The organism is Porphyromonas gulae DSM 15663 (assembly GCF_000378065.1).
GTDB lineage: Bacteria > Bacteroidota > Bacteroidia > Bacteroidales > Porphyromonadaceae > Porphyromonas > Porphyromonas gulae.
The window spans coordinates 24860-41246 of the sequence record NZ_KB899148.1 but is presented as its reverse complement, the minus strand read 5'-3'; the positions used below and the strand labels follow the sequence as shown (position 1 = coordinate 41246).

The following is a 16387-nucleotide window of genomic DNA, read 5'->3' as shown; positions in this document are numbered from 1 at the left end:
AACTACAGACGATCAAGAACCATGCTGACGATCCGAAACTTCCTCCTCTATTGCTGTCTGTCGCTGATAGTATTTGCTGCCGATGCACAAAGCTCTGTCTCTTCGGGTAGACGACTGACAGAATATGTCAATCCCTTTATCGGAACGGCTAATTACGGCACCACGAATCCGGGAGCAGTATTGCCCAATGGGTTGATGAGCGTTACCCCTTTCAATGTCAGCGGATCGACAAAGAATCGCTTCGACAAAGATTCGCGTTGGTGGAGTGCACCTTATTCGGCCGACAATAGTTACTGCATCGGTTTCAGCCATGTGAATCTGAGTGGAGTAGGCTGTCCCGAACTGAGCGGAATGCTGCTGATGGCCACTTCCGGTACGTTCGATCCTGACTACCGCCACTACGGCTCTTCGCTTAGCCGAGAATATGCCCGACCGGGAGAATACAAGGCGGTGCTGGACAAATACGGTATAGATGCAGCCGTGACCGTAACCGAGCGGACTGCTTTGACCGAATTTGCTTTTCCCGAAGGAAAAGGCCATATCCTGCTGAATCTGGGACAGGCCCTAAGCAATGAATCGGGAGCCTCTGTTCGATTCTTAAACGACTCTACGGTGGTCGGCAGCAGGATGATGGGGACGTTCTGCTACAATCCGCAGGCGGTTTTTCGTCAGTATTTCGTCTTTCAGGTGAGTCGGCGACCGATCTCTGCCGGCTATTGGAAGAAGCAGCCGTCTATGACGGTGGAAGCCCAATGGGATTCGACAGCAGGAAAATATAAGCTGTACGATAGCTACAGGCGTGAGATGAGCGGTGATGACATCGGTGTCCGATTCTCGTTCAACTGCGATCAGGGGGAAAAGATCTATGTACGATCGGCTGTTTCATTCGTCAGCGAAGCCAATGCGCTCTATAATCTGGAAGCGGAACAAGGGGAGGTATTCAAAAATGCCGGAGGGAATCCGGCCAAGGCTTTCTCCGCTATACGCTCCCGTGCCATAGAACATTGGGAGGAAGCTCTCGGTACGGTGGAAGTGGAAGGAGGCACACCGGATGAAAGGACGATATTCTATACCGCACTCTATCACCTGCTGATACATCCGAATATCTTACAGGATGCCAATGGGGAATATCCAATGATGGGCAGTGGCAAAACGGGCACTACGGATCATGACCGCTACACCGTATTCTCTCTTTGGGACACGTACCGCAATGTACATCCGCTGCTCTGCCTCCTCTATCCGGAGAAGCAGTTGGACATGGTACGGACACTGATCGATATGTACCGAGAGAGCGGTTGGTTGCCGAGATGGGAGCTGTATGGACAGGAGACCCTGACGATGGAGGGCGACCCCTCGCTCATCGTCATCAATGACACTTGGCAAAGGGGCCTTCGTGCTTTCGATACGGCAACGGCCTATGAAGCCATGAAAAAAAATGCTTCTTCGGCAGGAGCGACCCATCCGATCCGTCCCGACAACGACGACTATCTCACCCTCGGCTTCGTACCGCTTCGCGAACAGTACGACAATTCCGTATCGCATGCGCTGGAATACTATCTGGCCGACTGGAATCTGTCCCGGTTTGCCCACGCACTTGGGCATAAAGAAGACGCAGCTCTATTCGGAAAACGCTCGTTGGGCTACAGACACTATTATAATAAGGAGTACGGTATGCTGCGTCCGTTGCTGCCGGATGGATCATTCCTTACTCCTTTCGATCCCAAACAGGGCGAAAACTTCGAGCCTAACCCGGGTTTCCATGAGGGCAGTGCTTATAACTATGCCTTTTTCGTCCCCCACGATATACAAGGGCTTGCCCGCCTGATGGGAGGAGCAAAGATTTTTTCGGAGAGGTTGCAGAAAATTTTCGACGAAGGACATTACGATCCGACCAATGAGCCGGACATCGCCTATCCTTACCTCTTCTCCTATTTCCCCAAGGAAGCATGGCGAACGCAGAAATTGACCCGAGAGTTGATAGCCAAACATTTCCGCAATGCTCCTAACGGCTTGCCCGGCAATGACGATGCCGGTACGATGAGTGCTTGGCTTGTCTATTCCATGCTGGGATTCTACCCCGACTGTCCGGGCAGCCCCACCTATACACTGACCTCGCCGGTATTCCCCCGAGTTAGGATTCGGCTCAATCCGCAGTATTATCCTCAGGGGGAGTTGGTCATTACGACCAATACAGAGAATCAACCGACAGATTCCATTTACATCCATACGGTTTCTCTTGGCAATAAAACACTTCCGCATGGAACAAGGCATATCAGCCATGCCGATTTGGTGCGCTGCGGTCACCTCCGTTACGAACTAAGCAATCGTCCTCGATAAAGCCGAAGTTGCTTAGGATTACAAGCATATACCTGAGTTTTTGATACAGAAGGTTGCAACTGCATCCTGAGACTGTTGCATGGGAGTTTCATCGAGCTCTTTTGCTGCAGAGCTGATTCTTAGTGTCTTCGGGAAAGGTCAAACCTTCGGTATATGGACACAGCAAGCAAACAGAAATTTCATCAAGTTTCCATTAGAGAAGTACTCCTTTCCTCGTCAAATCAATGCTTGTGCCGATAGGCGAGAAATAAGGAATGATTGTCGGCTGTTTCTTGCTTCCTGCACGATGCAGGACGCGATTGTCAGCTGATTCTTGCTCCCTGCACGATGCAGGACGCGATTGTCAGCTGATTCTTGCTTCCTGCACGATGCAGGACGCGATTGTCAGTTGATTCTTGCTTCCTGCACGATGCAGGACGCGATTGTCAGTTGATTCTTGCTTCCTGCACGATGCAGGACGCGATTGTCAGCTGATTCTTGCTCCCTGCACGATGCAGGACGCGATTGTCAGTTGATTCTTGCTTCCTGCACGATGCAGGACGCGATTGTCAGCTGACTCTGCTCCCATCAATACGCTAACTATCAGCTGTTTGCAACTATTTTATAGGACTTTCATTGAAGTCTTTTGCCGCAGAGCTGATTCTTAAGTGTTTTTCAGATTACTTGAGGTTTGCAGAGAGATCGCATGAAGCTCTCCTTTCTTCGTCAAATCAATGCATGTATCTGTCTTGATCGATATGAGGGGGGGAGGTTATTGTGCAACAGTCTCATTCTATGTTTTTTTGCGAACCTAAATGGAATGAAAAAGACTACATTTGCACCGTTGTTATTGGATACATATGCTGATTACAGAGAGAATTTACGTATTGGAAGATGTCGATGTACAGGCTTTCCTCGGTGTAAATAACAGCAATCTTATGCTCCTGCGTACGCTCTTCCCGAAGCTGCGCCTGGTGGCACACCACAATGTGCTCAAGATCATGGGCGATTCGCGCGAGACGGATCGTTTCCTCGATGTCTTGGAGCCGATGGTGGCATACTGCCGTGAGTACAACCTCCTGCCCGAAGATGTGATCCTGCGCATTGCTCAGGGAGCCAAGTTACCTGCCGACGATATACCCAAGCATCTCATCCTGCACGGAACAGGAGGCAAGAGCATCGTTGCCAGAGGCGATAATCAGCAGAAGCTCGTGGAGGCTTTCGAGGCCAACGATCTCGTTTTTGCCATCGGCCCTGCCGGAACAGGCAAGACCTTCGTAGCCATCAGTCTGGCTGTCCGTGCCCTGAAAAGTAAGCAGGTGCGCCGTATCATTCTCTCACGTCCTGCTGTGGAAGCCGGCGAGAAGCTGGGATTTCTGCCCGGTGAGATGAAAGATAAGCTCGATCCCTACTTGCAGCCTCTGTATGATGCGCTGGAGGAGATGATCCCTGCCGTGAAGCTAAAAGAGTACATCGAAAACAACATCATCCAGATAGCACCATTGGCCTATATGAGAGGACGTACGCTCAACGATGCCGTGGTCATTCTGGACGAAGCTCAGAATACGACCGAGTTGCAGATGAAAATGTTCCTGACCCGCCTTGGTGCCAATGCCAAGATGATCGTCACCGGCGACATTACGCAGACCGATCTTCCCAGAGGTGTGCACTCCGGTCTGCGTCAGGCTCTGAATATCCTCCAAGGAACGAGAGGGATAGGCTATATTGCATTCCAACGCGCTGATATAGTGCGCCATCCGCTCGTACAGCGTGTGGTGGATGCCTACGACCGGTACGATGCCGAACGGAAAAAGGAGGCCGAAGCTGCAGCTGTCGTTGCGCAAACCATATAGAATCAGGCGATACCGATATTATTACGAATCACTAAGCATACAATTCACGATGAAAGAAACATTAGCTCGTACCGACTTCAGACTGCCGGGACAGAAAGCCGTGTATCACGGCAAGGTGCGCGACGTATATACGCTGGAGAACGATCTTCTGGTCATGATAGCCACGGATCGCATATCGGCTTTCGACGTAGTCCTTCCGGCCGGTATCCCTTACAAGGGTCAGGTACTCAATCAGATAGCGGCACACTACCTCGATGCCACTCGCGATATAGTTCCGAACTGGAAGATAGCTACGCCCGACCCGATGGTTACTGTCGGACACCGTTGCGAACCGTTCAAGGTGGAGATGGTCATCCGCGGCTACATCACAGGAAGTGCATGGCGTGCCTATGCTGCCGGCGAGCGAGTGCTTTGCGGTCTGCCTCTTCCCGAGGGCATGCGCGAAAACCAGCGTTTCGAACATCCCATTATCACCCCTACGACCAAGGCCGATGAGGGTCACGATGAGAATATCTCTCGTCAGGAAATCATTGCTCAGGGGCTGGTGTCTAAAGAGGACTACGAGCAGATAGAACGCTATACCTACGCACTTTTCGAGCGCGGTACTCAGATGGCTGCGGAGAAAGGACTTATTCTGGTGGATACCAAATACGAATTCGGCAAAAAAGATGGTAAGATCTATCTGATCGATGAGATACATACGCCGGACTCTTCTCGCTACTTCTATGCTGAGGGCTATCAGGAGCGATTCGAACGAGGTGAAGCACAAAAGCAACTCTCCAAGGAGTTTGTCCGTCAGTGGCTGATCGAAAACGGTTTTCAAGGTAAGCCCGGTCAGCAAATACCGGAAATGACGGAAGCATATTGCGACAGCGTGTCGGAACGCTATATCGAATTGTACGAGCGGGTAGTGGGCAAGCCCTTCGAAAAGGCAGACCTGAGCAATTTGGCAGAAAGAATAGAAAAGAACATAACAGACTATCTGCGATAACATTCGGCCGATAGCCGAATAATCATGTGCCATGCAAAGTCCTGAAAGAATAACACCCTACGATACCGAACGACCCAAGGATGAACAGGTGGAGGCCATGTTCAACCATATTGCCGGACATTACGATCGGCTCAATCACCTCTTTTCTTGGGGGATGGATCGTGTATGGCGGCAGAAGGCTATCCGTATGATCGAACCTTTTGCTCCGCGTACGGTGCTGGATGTGGCTACCGGAACGGGTGATTTGGCCATCGAGATATGCAGGCATATCCCTTCCGTCAAGCAGGTGACGGGTGTCGATCTTTCGTTGGAAATGATGAGGATAGGGGAGCAGAAGGTGCGTTCGGAGAATTTGGATGATCGGATTACTTTCATGCAGAAAGATTGCCTCGATCTTCCCTTCGCAGATCATAGTTTCGATGCGGTTACAGTGGCTTTCGGCGTGCGCAACTTTGTGAATATCAAGCTCGGCTTGGAGGAAATGTATCGTGTGCTCAACGAGGGTGCTCCCCTGATGATACTGGAGCTTTCCCGTCCGGTGAGTTTCCCATGGAAGCAGGGATATAATTTCTATGCTTCGCATGTGATACCTGTTGTCGGTCGTTTCTTGTCGCAGGATGCGGAGGCCTATACCTATCTTCCCGAATCGATAGCCGTCATGCCCCAACGAGAGGAACTGACGGATCTGATGCTCTCCGTCGGATTTCGGGAAGCGTATTATCGTACCCTTTCGCTGGAGGCGGCAACCGTTTATATGGGACTGAAATGAAAAAGTACGGTCTGATCGGCTATCCGCTGGCTCATTCGCTGTCTGCCGAATTCTTCAACTCCAAATTCAAGATGGAGGGAATCAATGCCGTCTACGAACTTTTCCCACTGGAATCGCTCGCCCAACTGAAGAGTCTGCTTTCACTCCATCCCTCTCTTCAGGGGTTCAACGTGACATCGCCCTACAAAGTGGAGGTGATGCGCTATCTGGATCGGATAGACGAGGAAGCGGAATTGACCGGAGCCGTCAATACGATTCGGATAGAACGTGCGCGTTTTCGCCGTCCTCGTCTCGTCGGTTATAATACCGATGTGAAAGGCTTTGCCGATAGTCTGGAGCTGATCCGAAAGCCGTGGCATACGCAAGCTCTTGTCTTGGGATCGGGTGGGGCAGCACTGGCTGTGATGCGAGCTTTGAAAAAGATGGGAATAGTACATCGACAGGTCAGTCGCACGCCTTCGGCTATCGGTGTGTATGCATATTCGGATCTGACGCCGGAGATTATCGAACGGCACAAGTTGATTGTCAATGCCACTCCGGTGGGTATGTATCCACATATAGACCAATGTCCGCCTATTCCGTTCGAAGGTATAGGTGCAGAGCATCTCTGTTATGATCTGATCTATAATCCGCAGGAAACGATCTTCATGCATCGCGCTCAAGCACAGGGTGCTTCTGTACAGAATGGATTGGAGATGCTGCTCATACAGGCGTTGTGTAGTTGGCGTATCTGGAACGAACAATAGTCTCTCTCCGTATATCTGTTCTTCTATGTCCTCGTGTTCTGTTCGGTATCTAATCGGCATTGCCGGCTGCTTGCTTATCATGCTTGCTTCCTCCTGCTCGGTCACCCGTTATGTGCCGGACGGCGGCAGACTGCTGGACAGGGTAACGATCGTAAGCGAAACGGACAGCATCGCTCTGCCGGAAGATATACGGGACTATACCCTCCAGCAGCCCAATTACAGACTCTTCGGGATGACTCGCTGGCTACTGCGCGTCTATAGTAGCTCGAACCCGAACAGCAACAGCTGGTGGAACCGTTCGCTCCGGAAAATGGGTGAACCACCTGTCCTCATCGATTCCGTCCTCACCGAGCGTACTGCCAACCGTCTGGCAAAGGCGATGGCCGGCGATGGCTTTCTCGACGCCACTGCTCGTACCATGGTAGATACCGGCCTGTACAAGAAAGCACGCATTACTTATCTGATTCAGCCAGGAAGTCGCTACTATATACGGAATATGGATATGGAAGTGAGGAATCCGCTTCTTCCTGCCATTACGCTTGTCGATTCGCTTCCTTCGGCATACAAGGTCGGGATCAGCGAAGGCTCTCCCTTGTCGCCCATCGTACTCGATGAAGAAAGAAAAGCGATAGCTCGCTATATGCGTAACAATGGTTTCTGGAGGTTTTCCGCTGAGGACATTTATTATGAAGCTGACACTACCGTTTCAGCAGGATCGGGTACGAAATCTGCCGATCTGAAATTGGTGGTCAATGGTATCGGGCGTTATCCATATCGGATCGGCAGGGTATTCTTCCATGCCGATTATGATCCTCTCGAATCGGATTTCAGAGTTCAGGAACTGCCACGTATTGATTCGGTTTCGCGTGGCGATTACACTGTTTACTATGGGGGCAGGGGACGTTATATTCGGGCATCGGCTCTCGCGCGGTCGGTGTCGGTTACTCCGGGAGCTTTGTTCTGTGAGGATGATGTGGAACGCTCTTATATCAAGCTGAATGCGCTCCCCATCATTCGGAACGTGAATATCCGATTTGTGGAGTACAATGGTAATGATGAGATTGCTCCGGCGGATAGCTCGCGACTTGTGGATTGCTATATTCTTACCGTTCCGGCCAAGAGCAAATCGTTCGAAGCCGAGGTGCTCGGCACCAATTCGGCAGGAGACTTCGGGGCAGCCTTGTCTCTCGGTTTTACCGATCGGAATTTGTTTCGCGGAGGGGAAATGTTGAATGTCAAACTCAAGGGTGCGTACGAAGCCATTCGCAAAGGTTCGCACAGCTTCATGGAATACGGTGCGGAAAGCTCCCTCCGTTTTCCCCGTCTCCTCTTCCCCTTTATATCTGACCAGACACGCAGGCGGCTACGGGCATCCACGGAATGGAAAATCGGATACAATTACCAGACCCGTCCGGAGTTCGATCGGGTAATTCTCTCCGCTCAGCTCAACTATTCATGGCAGACCTATCTGCACAATCGTTTGCGTCATACGATCCGCCTGCTGGATGTCGATTATCTCCATCTCCCGTATATCGATCCCGACTTCGCCCAATCCCTTCCTCCTACGACTGCCTTGTATAACTACACGGAGCAGTTCATTCTCGGTTCGGCATATATACTGAACTATACTACGGCTTCGTCCATGGAGCGTACCGTAGCCAATCCTTTTACGGCGCGATTCAGTATCCAAACAGCCGGCAACCTGCTGCAAGCCATTTCTTATCTGTCCGATTCTCCGAAGGACGAGCATGGGTCGTATGAAATGTTCGGGCTGCACTATGCTCAGTTCGTCAAGCTCGATCTCGATCTGGCCAAAACCGTTCTTCTCGAAAAGGACAATACTTTGGCACTGCATCTGGGCTTCGGTTTGGCTTTCCCTTATGGCAATGCCCGCCATATACCCTTTGAGTTACGTTACTTTGCCGGAGGATCGAACAGCGTTCGTGGCTGGAGTGTCCGTACGCTGGGGCCGGGTAGCATGAAGCTGACTCCGGACAAGACCTTCTTCGATCAGATGGGAGATATTCGTCTAGACCTGAATGTCGAATACAGGACAAAGTTGTTCTGGAAGTTTCGCGCAGCAGCTTTTGTCGATGCCGGCAATGTATGGACGATAAAGGAGTATGAGAATCAGGAGGGCGGTCTCTTCCGTTTCGATCGCTTCTATAAGGAAATCGCTTTGGCCTACGGTCTGGGGCTTCGTCTCGACTTCGATTATTTCCTTGTACGGCTGGATGCCGGCCTGAAGGCCTATGACCCTCAGCAAACGGGGCGTTACAAATGGGCTATCACGCGCCCGAACTTTTCTTCCAACTTCGCTTGGCACATTGCGGTAGGGTATCCGTTCTGATCCTTTTTCTTGCACAAGCTTGGCTCCGCAATCATCCCTTTACTACCTCCGACTATAAAGCCCGCAGACTTTATACTATAAAGTGTGGAGGCTTTATAGTATAAAGGGGGGTAGGGGTTACAGTATAAAGTATGGAGGGTTTATAGTATAAAGGGGTAGAGGGGTATAGTATAAAGTCGGAAAGGTTTATACTATTAAGTCCGTCGGCTCGATATTTACAGGTCGGAGGATTTCACAATACGAAGCCTCTATCCGGCATTTCGAACGAGGAGTACCACATTCTCTACATGGTGCGTGTGGGGAAACATATCTACCGGACGGGATTTTACGGCTCGGTATCTGCCGTCTGCCATCAGCAGAGCCAAATCGCGAGCTTGTGTGGCAGGATTGCAACTGACATAGACTATCTTCTTGGGCGCAGCAAAGAGGATAGCATCGATCACACTCTCGTGCATGCCGGCTCGGGGCGGATCCGTAATGATGACATCCGGACGTCCATGCTGTTCGATGAAGTCACTGGTCAGGATGTCTTTCATATCTCCTGCATAGAAGAGAGTATTCTCGATCCCGTTCAAACAGCTGTTCGTACGGGCGTCCTTGATGGCTTCGGGCACGTATTCGATACCGATTACCCGACGGGCTTGTCGGGCTACGAAGTTGGCAATCGTCCCTGTGCCGGTATAGAGGTCGTAAACCAGTTCGTCCCCCGTGAGACCGGCAAATTCGCGCGCTATCCGATAGAGTTGGTAGGCCTGCCGGCTATTGGTCTGGTAGAAAGATTTAGCCCCGATCTTGAACTTCAGTCCCTCCATTTCCTCTTCGATATACTCCCTGCCATAGTACAGGAGCACTTCCTGATCGCCTATCGTGTCGTTGCACTTGGTATTGATCACGTAGAGGAGCGAGGTGATCTGAGGGAAACGCTCTGCTACGGCCGCAAGCAGAGCTTCGCGAGCAGCAACATCGTCACGGAAGAAGACCACGACCACCATCAGCTCTCCTGTGGATGTAGTCCGGATCATCAGCGTTCGCATCAGACCCTCCTGATTTCTCAGGTCGAAGAAGGGATAACGCTCCGGATCCTGCATGCAATATTCGCGGATGAAGAGACGTATTTCGTCCGATACCTTAGCCCCCAAATGGCATTCGCGAATGTCCAATACCTTGTCGAACATGCCGGGGATATGGAATCCGAGTCCGTATCGCACTTCGGGAGAGAAGTCGCCATCGACTTCCTGTACCTCTTCGGGCAGTAGCCAACGTTTGTTGCTGAATGTAAATTCGAGCTTATTGCGGTAATATTCCGTCTGTTCCGATCCGAGGATCGGCTGCATCTCCTCCACTTCCACCTTGCCCAGACGCACGAGTGCATCGGTCACTTGCTGCTCCTTGGCTCGGAGCTGTACTTCGTATGGGATGTGCTGCCATTTGCATCCGCCACAGACGGCGAAGTGCGTACAGAAAGGCTCTTTCCTGATCGGCGAGGGGCTTTCGATCGAGACGATTCGCCCCTGCATGAAGTTGCGCTTTTTCTTTACCACCTGAACGGTGCAGCGGTCGCCCGGTGCGGCGAAAGGCACGAACATCACCAGATCATCAATGCGGCAGAGAGCATTGCCCTCTGCCGCCAGATCCGTTATTTCCACCCCTGTAATGAGGGGAAGCTCTTTTTTCTTTCTTGCCAATGAATGATCTGTTATAAGCTGTTGTCTTGATTTTGAAAGAGCCGGCTTACAGCTCTCGCTCTATCTCCGAACGGAAACGATCGGCCAAGTCCTGTGCTTCCTTTTCCGTCCGGGCTTCGGTGTAGATCCTGACGATAGGCTCGGTATTGCTCCTGCGCATATGTACCCAGCTATCGGGAAAATCGATCTTCACGCCGTCCACGGTACTGATCTGCTCGTTCTTATACCTTTCGAACATGGTCTGAAGCAGACGCTGTGTATCGGTACCCACAGGGGTGTCCACTCGCTGCTTGCTCATAAAATATGCAGGGTATTCGGCTCGAATTCGGCTCACCGTCTCCTTGCGCTTGGCCATGTATGTGAGGAATAGGGCTATTCCCACCAATGCATCGCGTCCATAGTGAAGCTCCGGCAGGATTACTCCGCCGTTGCCTTCTCCTCCGATGAGGGCACCGATTTCTTTCATCTTCGTCACTACGTTCACCTCTCCGACGGCTGCTGCTTCGTATTTCCCACCATGTCGGGTCGTTACATCGCGAAGGGCACGAGTGGAGCTGAGGTTCGATACCGTATTGCCGCCACCGTTGAGTCCCAGCAGATAATCGGCTATGGCCACGAGAGTATATTCTTCTCCGAAAAACTCTCCGTTCTCGTCTACGATAGCCAAGCGATCCACATCGGGATCGACCACGAAGCCCACATTGGCTTTCTTCTCCTTGACTACCTTGCATATTTCGGTCAGATTCTGCGGCAGAGGTTCGGGATTGTGAGGAAACTGTCCGTCCGGTGTGCAGTAAAGAGGGAAGACGTTCTCCACTCCCAAAGCAGTCAATAGGGCCGGTATCGCTATTCCTCCTACGGAATTGACACAGTCGATAGCTACCTTGAATTTGGCTGCGCGGATGGCAGCCACATCGACCGACGGCAATGCCAATACGGCTTTGATATGTGCCGGTGTGTAGTCCAGCGTATCGGCGATGCGCCCCATCTTCTCCACCGGAGCGAACTCCGCTTCGCCGGCATCTGCTATCCTAAGGATTTCTTTCCCTTCCGCATCGTTCAGAAACTCACCGGAAGGGCCTAAGAGCTTCAGCGCATTCCACTGTACCGGATTGTGGCTGGCCGTAATGATGATACCGCCATCCGCTCCACAGCCCGTGACGGCCATCTCGGTAGTGGGAGTCGTAGCCAAATCTATATCTACTACATCGCATCCCATGCCCATAAGAGAGCCGAAGACGACATTCTTGACCATGAGTCCGGACGGACGGGCATCCCTGCCGACTACGATGCGAGGGCGTGTAGCTTTGGTTAACTTTTTGATGAAATGAGCATAAGCGGCTGTGAATTGGGCTATGCTGATAGGGTTCAAGCCCTCATCGGCCATACCGCCTATCGTGCCTCGTATGCCGGAGATTGATTTGATCAACGTCATGATATTGTGTGATGTTAGATGAATAGATTCCTAAGATTAGAGGTCGGGGGAGGTCAGTCCCGAAATACGTATTCCACTTCCTTGTAGTATCCGGTCAGGCCTCGCGAATAGAGTGATTCCGGGCCGATTCGGAAAGGTACGATCAGGCGCACACGGGCACCATTGCCAAGCATGGTCATGGGGAAAGCGACTCCTTCGCAGACAAACATATCCAAGTTGGCACCGGTCGTGCACTTGATCAGCTCGAAGTGAATATCCCCATCGTTGTACTTATATATATAGCGGAACACGCTCTCCTGAAAGCCGCCTGAAGTGAGGCTGTTAAAGGCATAGATGGAGTCCCTCTCACGATTGAACATGAAGCCCTCCATCCTGACGTTGATCTTGGTCTTGTTCAGCACAGGAGCTTCTTTGCCCTTGTCTATCACCTGCATATAAAGATCGTTGTCGAAGTGGTACATGATATTGGGATCGAATTCGCTTTGTCCCTCATGCCCTTCTTTGATGGTAAAACCCATCCTGTTGATGAAGGATTCGATGGCTTTGCGTTCGTCCTTCTTCATTTCTTTGAGCGATTTGATGTCGCTTTTCTTACAGCTGCCCAATGTCAAAACAGCCATACCTATGGCCAAAACCGGCAGCAAGATCATTATTATCCTTTTCATCTTGGTCAGAAATATTCTCCACCTCTACGGCCTTTTCGACAGGGAAAAAAGAGAGGGAAGAGAGATGATTATTGTTGATTTTTATTGTTGTAATTCTTGGGGTTGAAGTCTTTCCAAATCTTCAGCAGCTTCTCTGTGGCTTCCTCCAGACTGCCTTGGAATTCGCCGCCGGCAGCATTCTTGTGCCCACCACCACCGAAGTTCTCGGCAAGGGTGTTCACCGGATAGTTGCCCGTGGAGCGGAATGAGAGCTTGATCTGATTCTTGTCCTCTCGCAGGAAGCATACAGCCTCTATCCCTGCAATATCAAGGGGCAGATTGGCCAGTCCGTCGGTATCGCCTGTCCGGTTGTGGAATCGTATCAGCTCCTCGGCTGACAGCGTGAAGTAGGCTACGCCCATTTCCGGCAGTAAGGTCATTTTCTCGTACAGCACATAGCCCTGCATCCTCATTTTGCCTTCAGAATTTTGCTGAAAAGTGTTGTGGATGATCGTGTCTTTGTCCGCACCGGCTCGCATAAGATCTGCTACAAGCAGATAAAGATCCGGATCGGAAGAGCTGTAGGAAAATACACCCGTATCCGTCAGTATCCCTGTCATCAAAGCCGTGGCTGCATCTTGGGTCAGGCAGGATGCCATGCCCATGGCCTTGGCCAAACGCAAGACCAACTCCGAAGTAGAAGACAGGGGAGGGTAGCTGAAGCTGAGAGTGAATATATCCGCCGGATAGAGATGATGATCGATAAGCACTTTGGGGGCTGACGAACTTTCCAATGCGCTTTGCAGTCCTGCTACTCGGTGAGGAGCGTTGAAATCCATGCAGAAGACCAGATCGGCTTCTGCCAATGCCTTCTCCGCTTCCGAAGGATGGGTCTCGTGTACTATTACTTTGTCCGCTCCGGGAATGCAGTACAGGTATCGGGGAATATCGTCGGGTACGATTACACTGATGTGGGACTTGCCTTTTTCTCTCAGCATGGCAGCAAAACCGATGCTGCTTCCTACCGAGTCGCCGTCCGGAGCCGTATGCGAGATCAGAGCGATCCGCTCCGCCTCCTCTATCATTTTACGCAAAGCTGCTACCGGAGCCGGATCGATTTTTATTCCTGCCATAGCTTTTCCTCTTTAGCCTTTTCTTCGCTTTGTTTCTCAGAGATTCGTACAAAGATAAGATAGAAATGCTTAAGCCCTGCAATGCGCACTGATATAAACCGACAGATATTACCGATGGAAAAAGGGTAGGTCTATTCCTGTTAGGGCGTCCATAGAGGGTCATTCTACCATGACTGACTTAGCCAAATTGCGTGGCTGATCCACGTCCAAACCTTTGCAATCGTATTGCTGCGGAATGCTATCCCCTTGCGCCTGTAGTTTGGCTTTGAGGGTGGAGTAGTTTTCGATAATGCCTTTGTGCACCAAGGCAATATTTCCGGAAGAGGGGTACTGTCGTATCCACGATATTCGAGCCTTTTCAATCCTTTTATCAGAATGGGATATACCTCACGGCTCCCTATGTATCCTACTATTCCACACATGTTTTTATTGCTTTTTATCGGGGAGCCAAAGGTAAAGCAATCCGATAAAGTTGCATTTCCGGTTTATGGCTGTTTTTTCCGGTATTTTCCGTTCTGAAAAACGTGGCGCGTAAAAGTTTTCGTTCCCGAGCGTAAAAAGAAAAAAAGTCAAGCCAAAACGAAAACTTTTTGGTCTGATTTTTTCAGATTTTCGGTTTGGCTTTTCTGGTTTTTTCGGTCTGAGAATTGCCCCTTCTACCCAAAGCCATAGATGCATTTGGGTGTGGATAACCATAGAATCCGCAGGACTTTGCCTGAGAGATAAATTGTGGCTATATTTGCCGCCATTTGGCGATATTGCCTCGTAATAAAATGTAAAAAACAAGAAGATGCAACTCAAAATGAAATGGATGACACTGCTTTTTGCTCTGGTGGCTGTTTTCTCATTGGCTTCATGTAAGAAGGAGAATGAGCCGAAACCGGATAATCAGGACAATCAGGAAAAAGTGATCGAAGGCACCATCTGGGAGCGTGTGTACACGGAGGCAGAAATGGCTGCCATAACCGATACGGAAGATTTGGTTGATCCGGACGAAGACGGACGGATCACAATGTCGGTATCCTTTGTGTCCAAGACTGAAGCTATTATGTCACAAGCCTATGGAACGGAAGCAAACCTCATGGAGGCATATATAAAGCACAAAGTGTCTTATAAGTATGACATGGCTACGAAAAAGGTTGTTCTTGATACAGCTCATGCTACACTTCTCGAGCTTGTTGGTGAAATAGAAATCGGACTCAACAATACCGGTGTTATCGATGGCCTCTTGGACTGGGAGAAGAATACGATTACACTGAGCGTGACGGATACCGATCAAAACATGCAGTTCGTGTTGTACAAAAAATAAGCATCCATCCTTTTTCGGAAAAAATAATATGAAGCCGGCATTTCTGCATTAGCAGGGGTGCCGGCTTGGTTTTTGATGGGTTATCTTTAGGCAATGTCAGAATCAATACCCTCTGTTCTTATAGCATATTCCTTTTCGCACCATTTGCTTGTATGAATTCAGTGAAACATTAGAGAAGGCCTTCGTCGGCGAAACTGAAATACGCCCCATCGTCACCGATGATCAAATGGTCGTTTAGCCGAAATCCCAGCAATGTGGCAGCCTTCTGTACCCTTTGGGTAAGCTGAATATCCTGTTCGCTTGGTCGTACCGTTCCCGAAGGATGATTGTGTGCCAGAATAATTGCTGAGGCAAGATGGGAGACGGCTTTGTGCATGATCAGACGGACATCGGCCGAAGTCTCCGATATGCCTCCTCGGCTAAGGTTCTCCGTGGCGATTATCTTTCCGCTTTGGTTGAGGAGTAACACCCACATTTCTTCTTGTGGTAGGTCTGTGAGGAATGGACTTATAGCGCGATAGGCCATCCGGCTGTCGGTGATGGATTCTCTACGAGGCATCTCTTGCGAAGGAATACGTCGGGATAGTTCCATTGCTGCCATCACGGTGACTGCTTTTGCCGGTCCCATACCTCGGAATTTACCGGTCAGCTCTTGTATGTCGGATTTGGCCAGACGTGGCAGGCTGTTATCCATCTTGGACAGAATCTCTTGAGCCAGTTGGACGGCTGTCTGCCGGTCATTACCCGATCCGATGAGGATGGCCAGCAGCTCGGCATCAGTCAGGCAGCGAGCACCGAATCGGATCATTTTCTCTCGGGGGCGATCGGATTCGTGCAGCTGCTTGATAGTCATTTTCTCCATTGCAGTACGTGTGGGGTTATTCGGGGCGATAAAGGTAGTCCGATTTGGAGGTTAAGGAAAGGCTTGGAGTGGAAATTCTCTTGTTTTTCAACCACAAAGATTTTTTTGATGACTATTGCATATTGAGGAAAAAACTTATCTTTGCACCGCAATTGCAGGTCTATACAGGCAATGCAGGTCCTATAGCTCAGTTGGTTAGAGCACCTGACTCATAATCAGGGAGTCCTTGGTTCAAGCCCAAGTGGGACCACGATGAAAGGGGTACGAGAGTATCCCTTTTTTCGTTTCCCTGCG

12 protein-coding genes, 1 tRNA gene and 1 pseudogene are annotated in these 16387 nt (G+C 50.5%); 8 read left to right on the top strand and 6 right to left on the bottom strand.

What is annotated here, in order from left to right; translation table 11 throughout:
* The first annotated feature begins 21 nt into the window (after positions 1-21).
* From F452_RS0100845 to tamL, 6 genes are all read left to right on the top strand, one after another.
* Entirely contained in the window at positions 22-2337 is a 2316-nt protein-coding gene (locus tag F452_RS0100845; RefSeq protein ID WP_018964374.1) for a GH92 family glycosyl hydrolase, read from the top strand.
* 839 nt (positions 2338-3176) lie between these two features.
* Complete coding sequence (locus tag F452_RS0100840; RefSeq protein WP_018964373.1) at positions 3177-4169, top strand: PhoH family protein; 993 nt, start codon at positions 3177-3179, stop codon at positions 4167-4169.
* Between the two features lie 49 nt (positions 4170-4218).
* The gene (locus F452_RS0100835; protein WP_018964372.1) at positions 4219-5160 is read left to right on the top strand and encodes a phosphoribosylaminoimidazolesuccinocarboxamide synthase; all 942 of its coding nucleotides are present in this window, start codon (positions 4219-4221) and stop codon (positions 5158-5160) included.
* 31 nt (positions 5161-5191) lie between these two features.
* The gene (ubiE, locus tag F452_RS0100830; protein WP_018964371.1) at positions 5192-5929 is read left to right on the top strand and encodes a bifunctional demethylmenaquinone methyltransferase/2-methoxy-6-polyprenyl-1,4-benzoquinol methylase UbiE; all 738 of its coding nucleotides are present in this window, start codon (positions 5192-5194) and stop codon (positions 5927-5929) included.
* Entirely contained in the window at positions 5926-6675 is a 750-nt protein-coding gene (locus F452_RS0100825) for a shikimate dehydrogenase family protein (protein WP_018964370.1), read from the top strand. Before ubiE ends, F452_RS0100825 begins: the two co-directional genes overlap by 4 nt.
* A 25-nt stretch (positions 6676-6700) precedes the next feature.
* Positions 6701-9025: a translocation and assembly module lipoprotein TamL gene (tamL, locus tag F452_RS0100820; RefSeq protein ID WP_033317099.1), complete on the top strand. Its 2325-nt coding sequence runs from the start codon at positions 6701-6703 to the stop codon at positions 9023-9025.
* Positions 9026-9273: 248 nt separating this feature from the next.
* On the opposite strand, the gene rlmD is transcribed toward tamL, so the two are convergent.
* From rlmD to F452_RS13140, 5 genes and pseudogenes are all read right to left on the bottom strand, one after another.
* Positions 9274-10710 (bottom strand): 23S rRNA (uracil(1939)-C(5))-methyltransferase RlmD, encoded by a 1437-nt coding sequence (rlmD, locus tag F452_RS0100815; protein ID WP_018964368.1) that lies wholly within the window; start codon positions 10708-10710, stop codon positions 9274-9276.
* A gap of 46 nt (positions 10711-10756) precedes the next feature.
* A complete protein-coding gene (gene glmM, locus F452_RS0100810) occupies positions 10757-12145 on the bottom strand; it encodes a phosphoglucosamine mutase (protein ID WP_018964367.1) in 1389 nt (462 codons plus the stop codon).
* 53 nt (positions 12146-12198) lie between these two features.
* On the bottom strand, positions 12199-12795 hold the full coding sequence (locus F452_RS0100805; RefSeq protein ID WP_018964366.1) for a DUF4827 domain-containing protein: 597 nt from the start codon (positions 12793-12795) through the stop codon (positions 12199-12201).
* 83 nt (positions 12796-12878) lie between these two features.
* The gene (locus F452_RS0100800; protein WP_033317098.1) at positions 12879-13922 is read right to left on the bottom strand and encodes a DHH family phosphoesterase; all 1044 of its coding nucleotides are present in this window, start codon (positions 13920-13922) and stop codon (positions 12879-12881) included.
* A 207-nt stretch (positions 13923-14129) separates the two neighbouring features.
* Positions 14130-14344: pseudogene (locus F452_RS13140) on the bottom strand (hypothetical protein); the annotation flags it as partial.
* A gap of 368 nt (positions 14345-14712) precedes the next feature.
* Here F452_RS13140 and F452_RS0100790 point away from each other — a divergent pair.
* Positions 14713-15231 carry a hypothetical protein gene (locus F452_RS0100790; RefSeq protein WP_018964362.1) on the top strand — a complete coding sequence of 173 codons (519 nt, stop codon included), beginning with the start codon at positions 14713-14715 and terminating at the stop codon, positions 15229-15231.
* A 169-nt stretch (positions 15232-15400) separates the two neighbouring features.
* Here the strand turns inward: F452_RS0100790 and radC are convergent, their stop codons facing one another.
* Positions 15401-16093, bottom strand: a complete 693-nt coding sequence (gene radC, locus F452_RS0100785) for a RadC family protein (protein ID WP_018964361.1) — start codon at positions 16091-16093, stop codon at positions 15401-15403.
* Between the two features lie 176 nt (positions 16094-16269).
* On the opposite strand from radC, the gene F452_RS0100780 reads away from it, so the two are divergent.
* Positions 16270-16343: transfer RNA gene (locus F452_RS0100780), tRNA-Ile, on the top strand.
* Positions 16344-16387 lie beyond the last annotated feature (44 nt).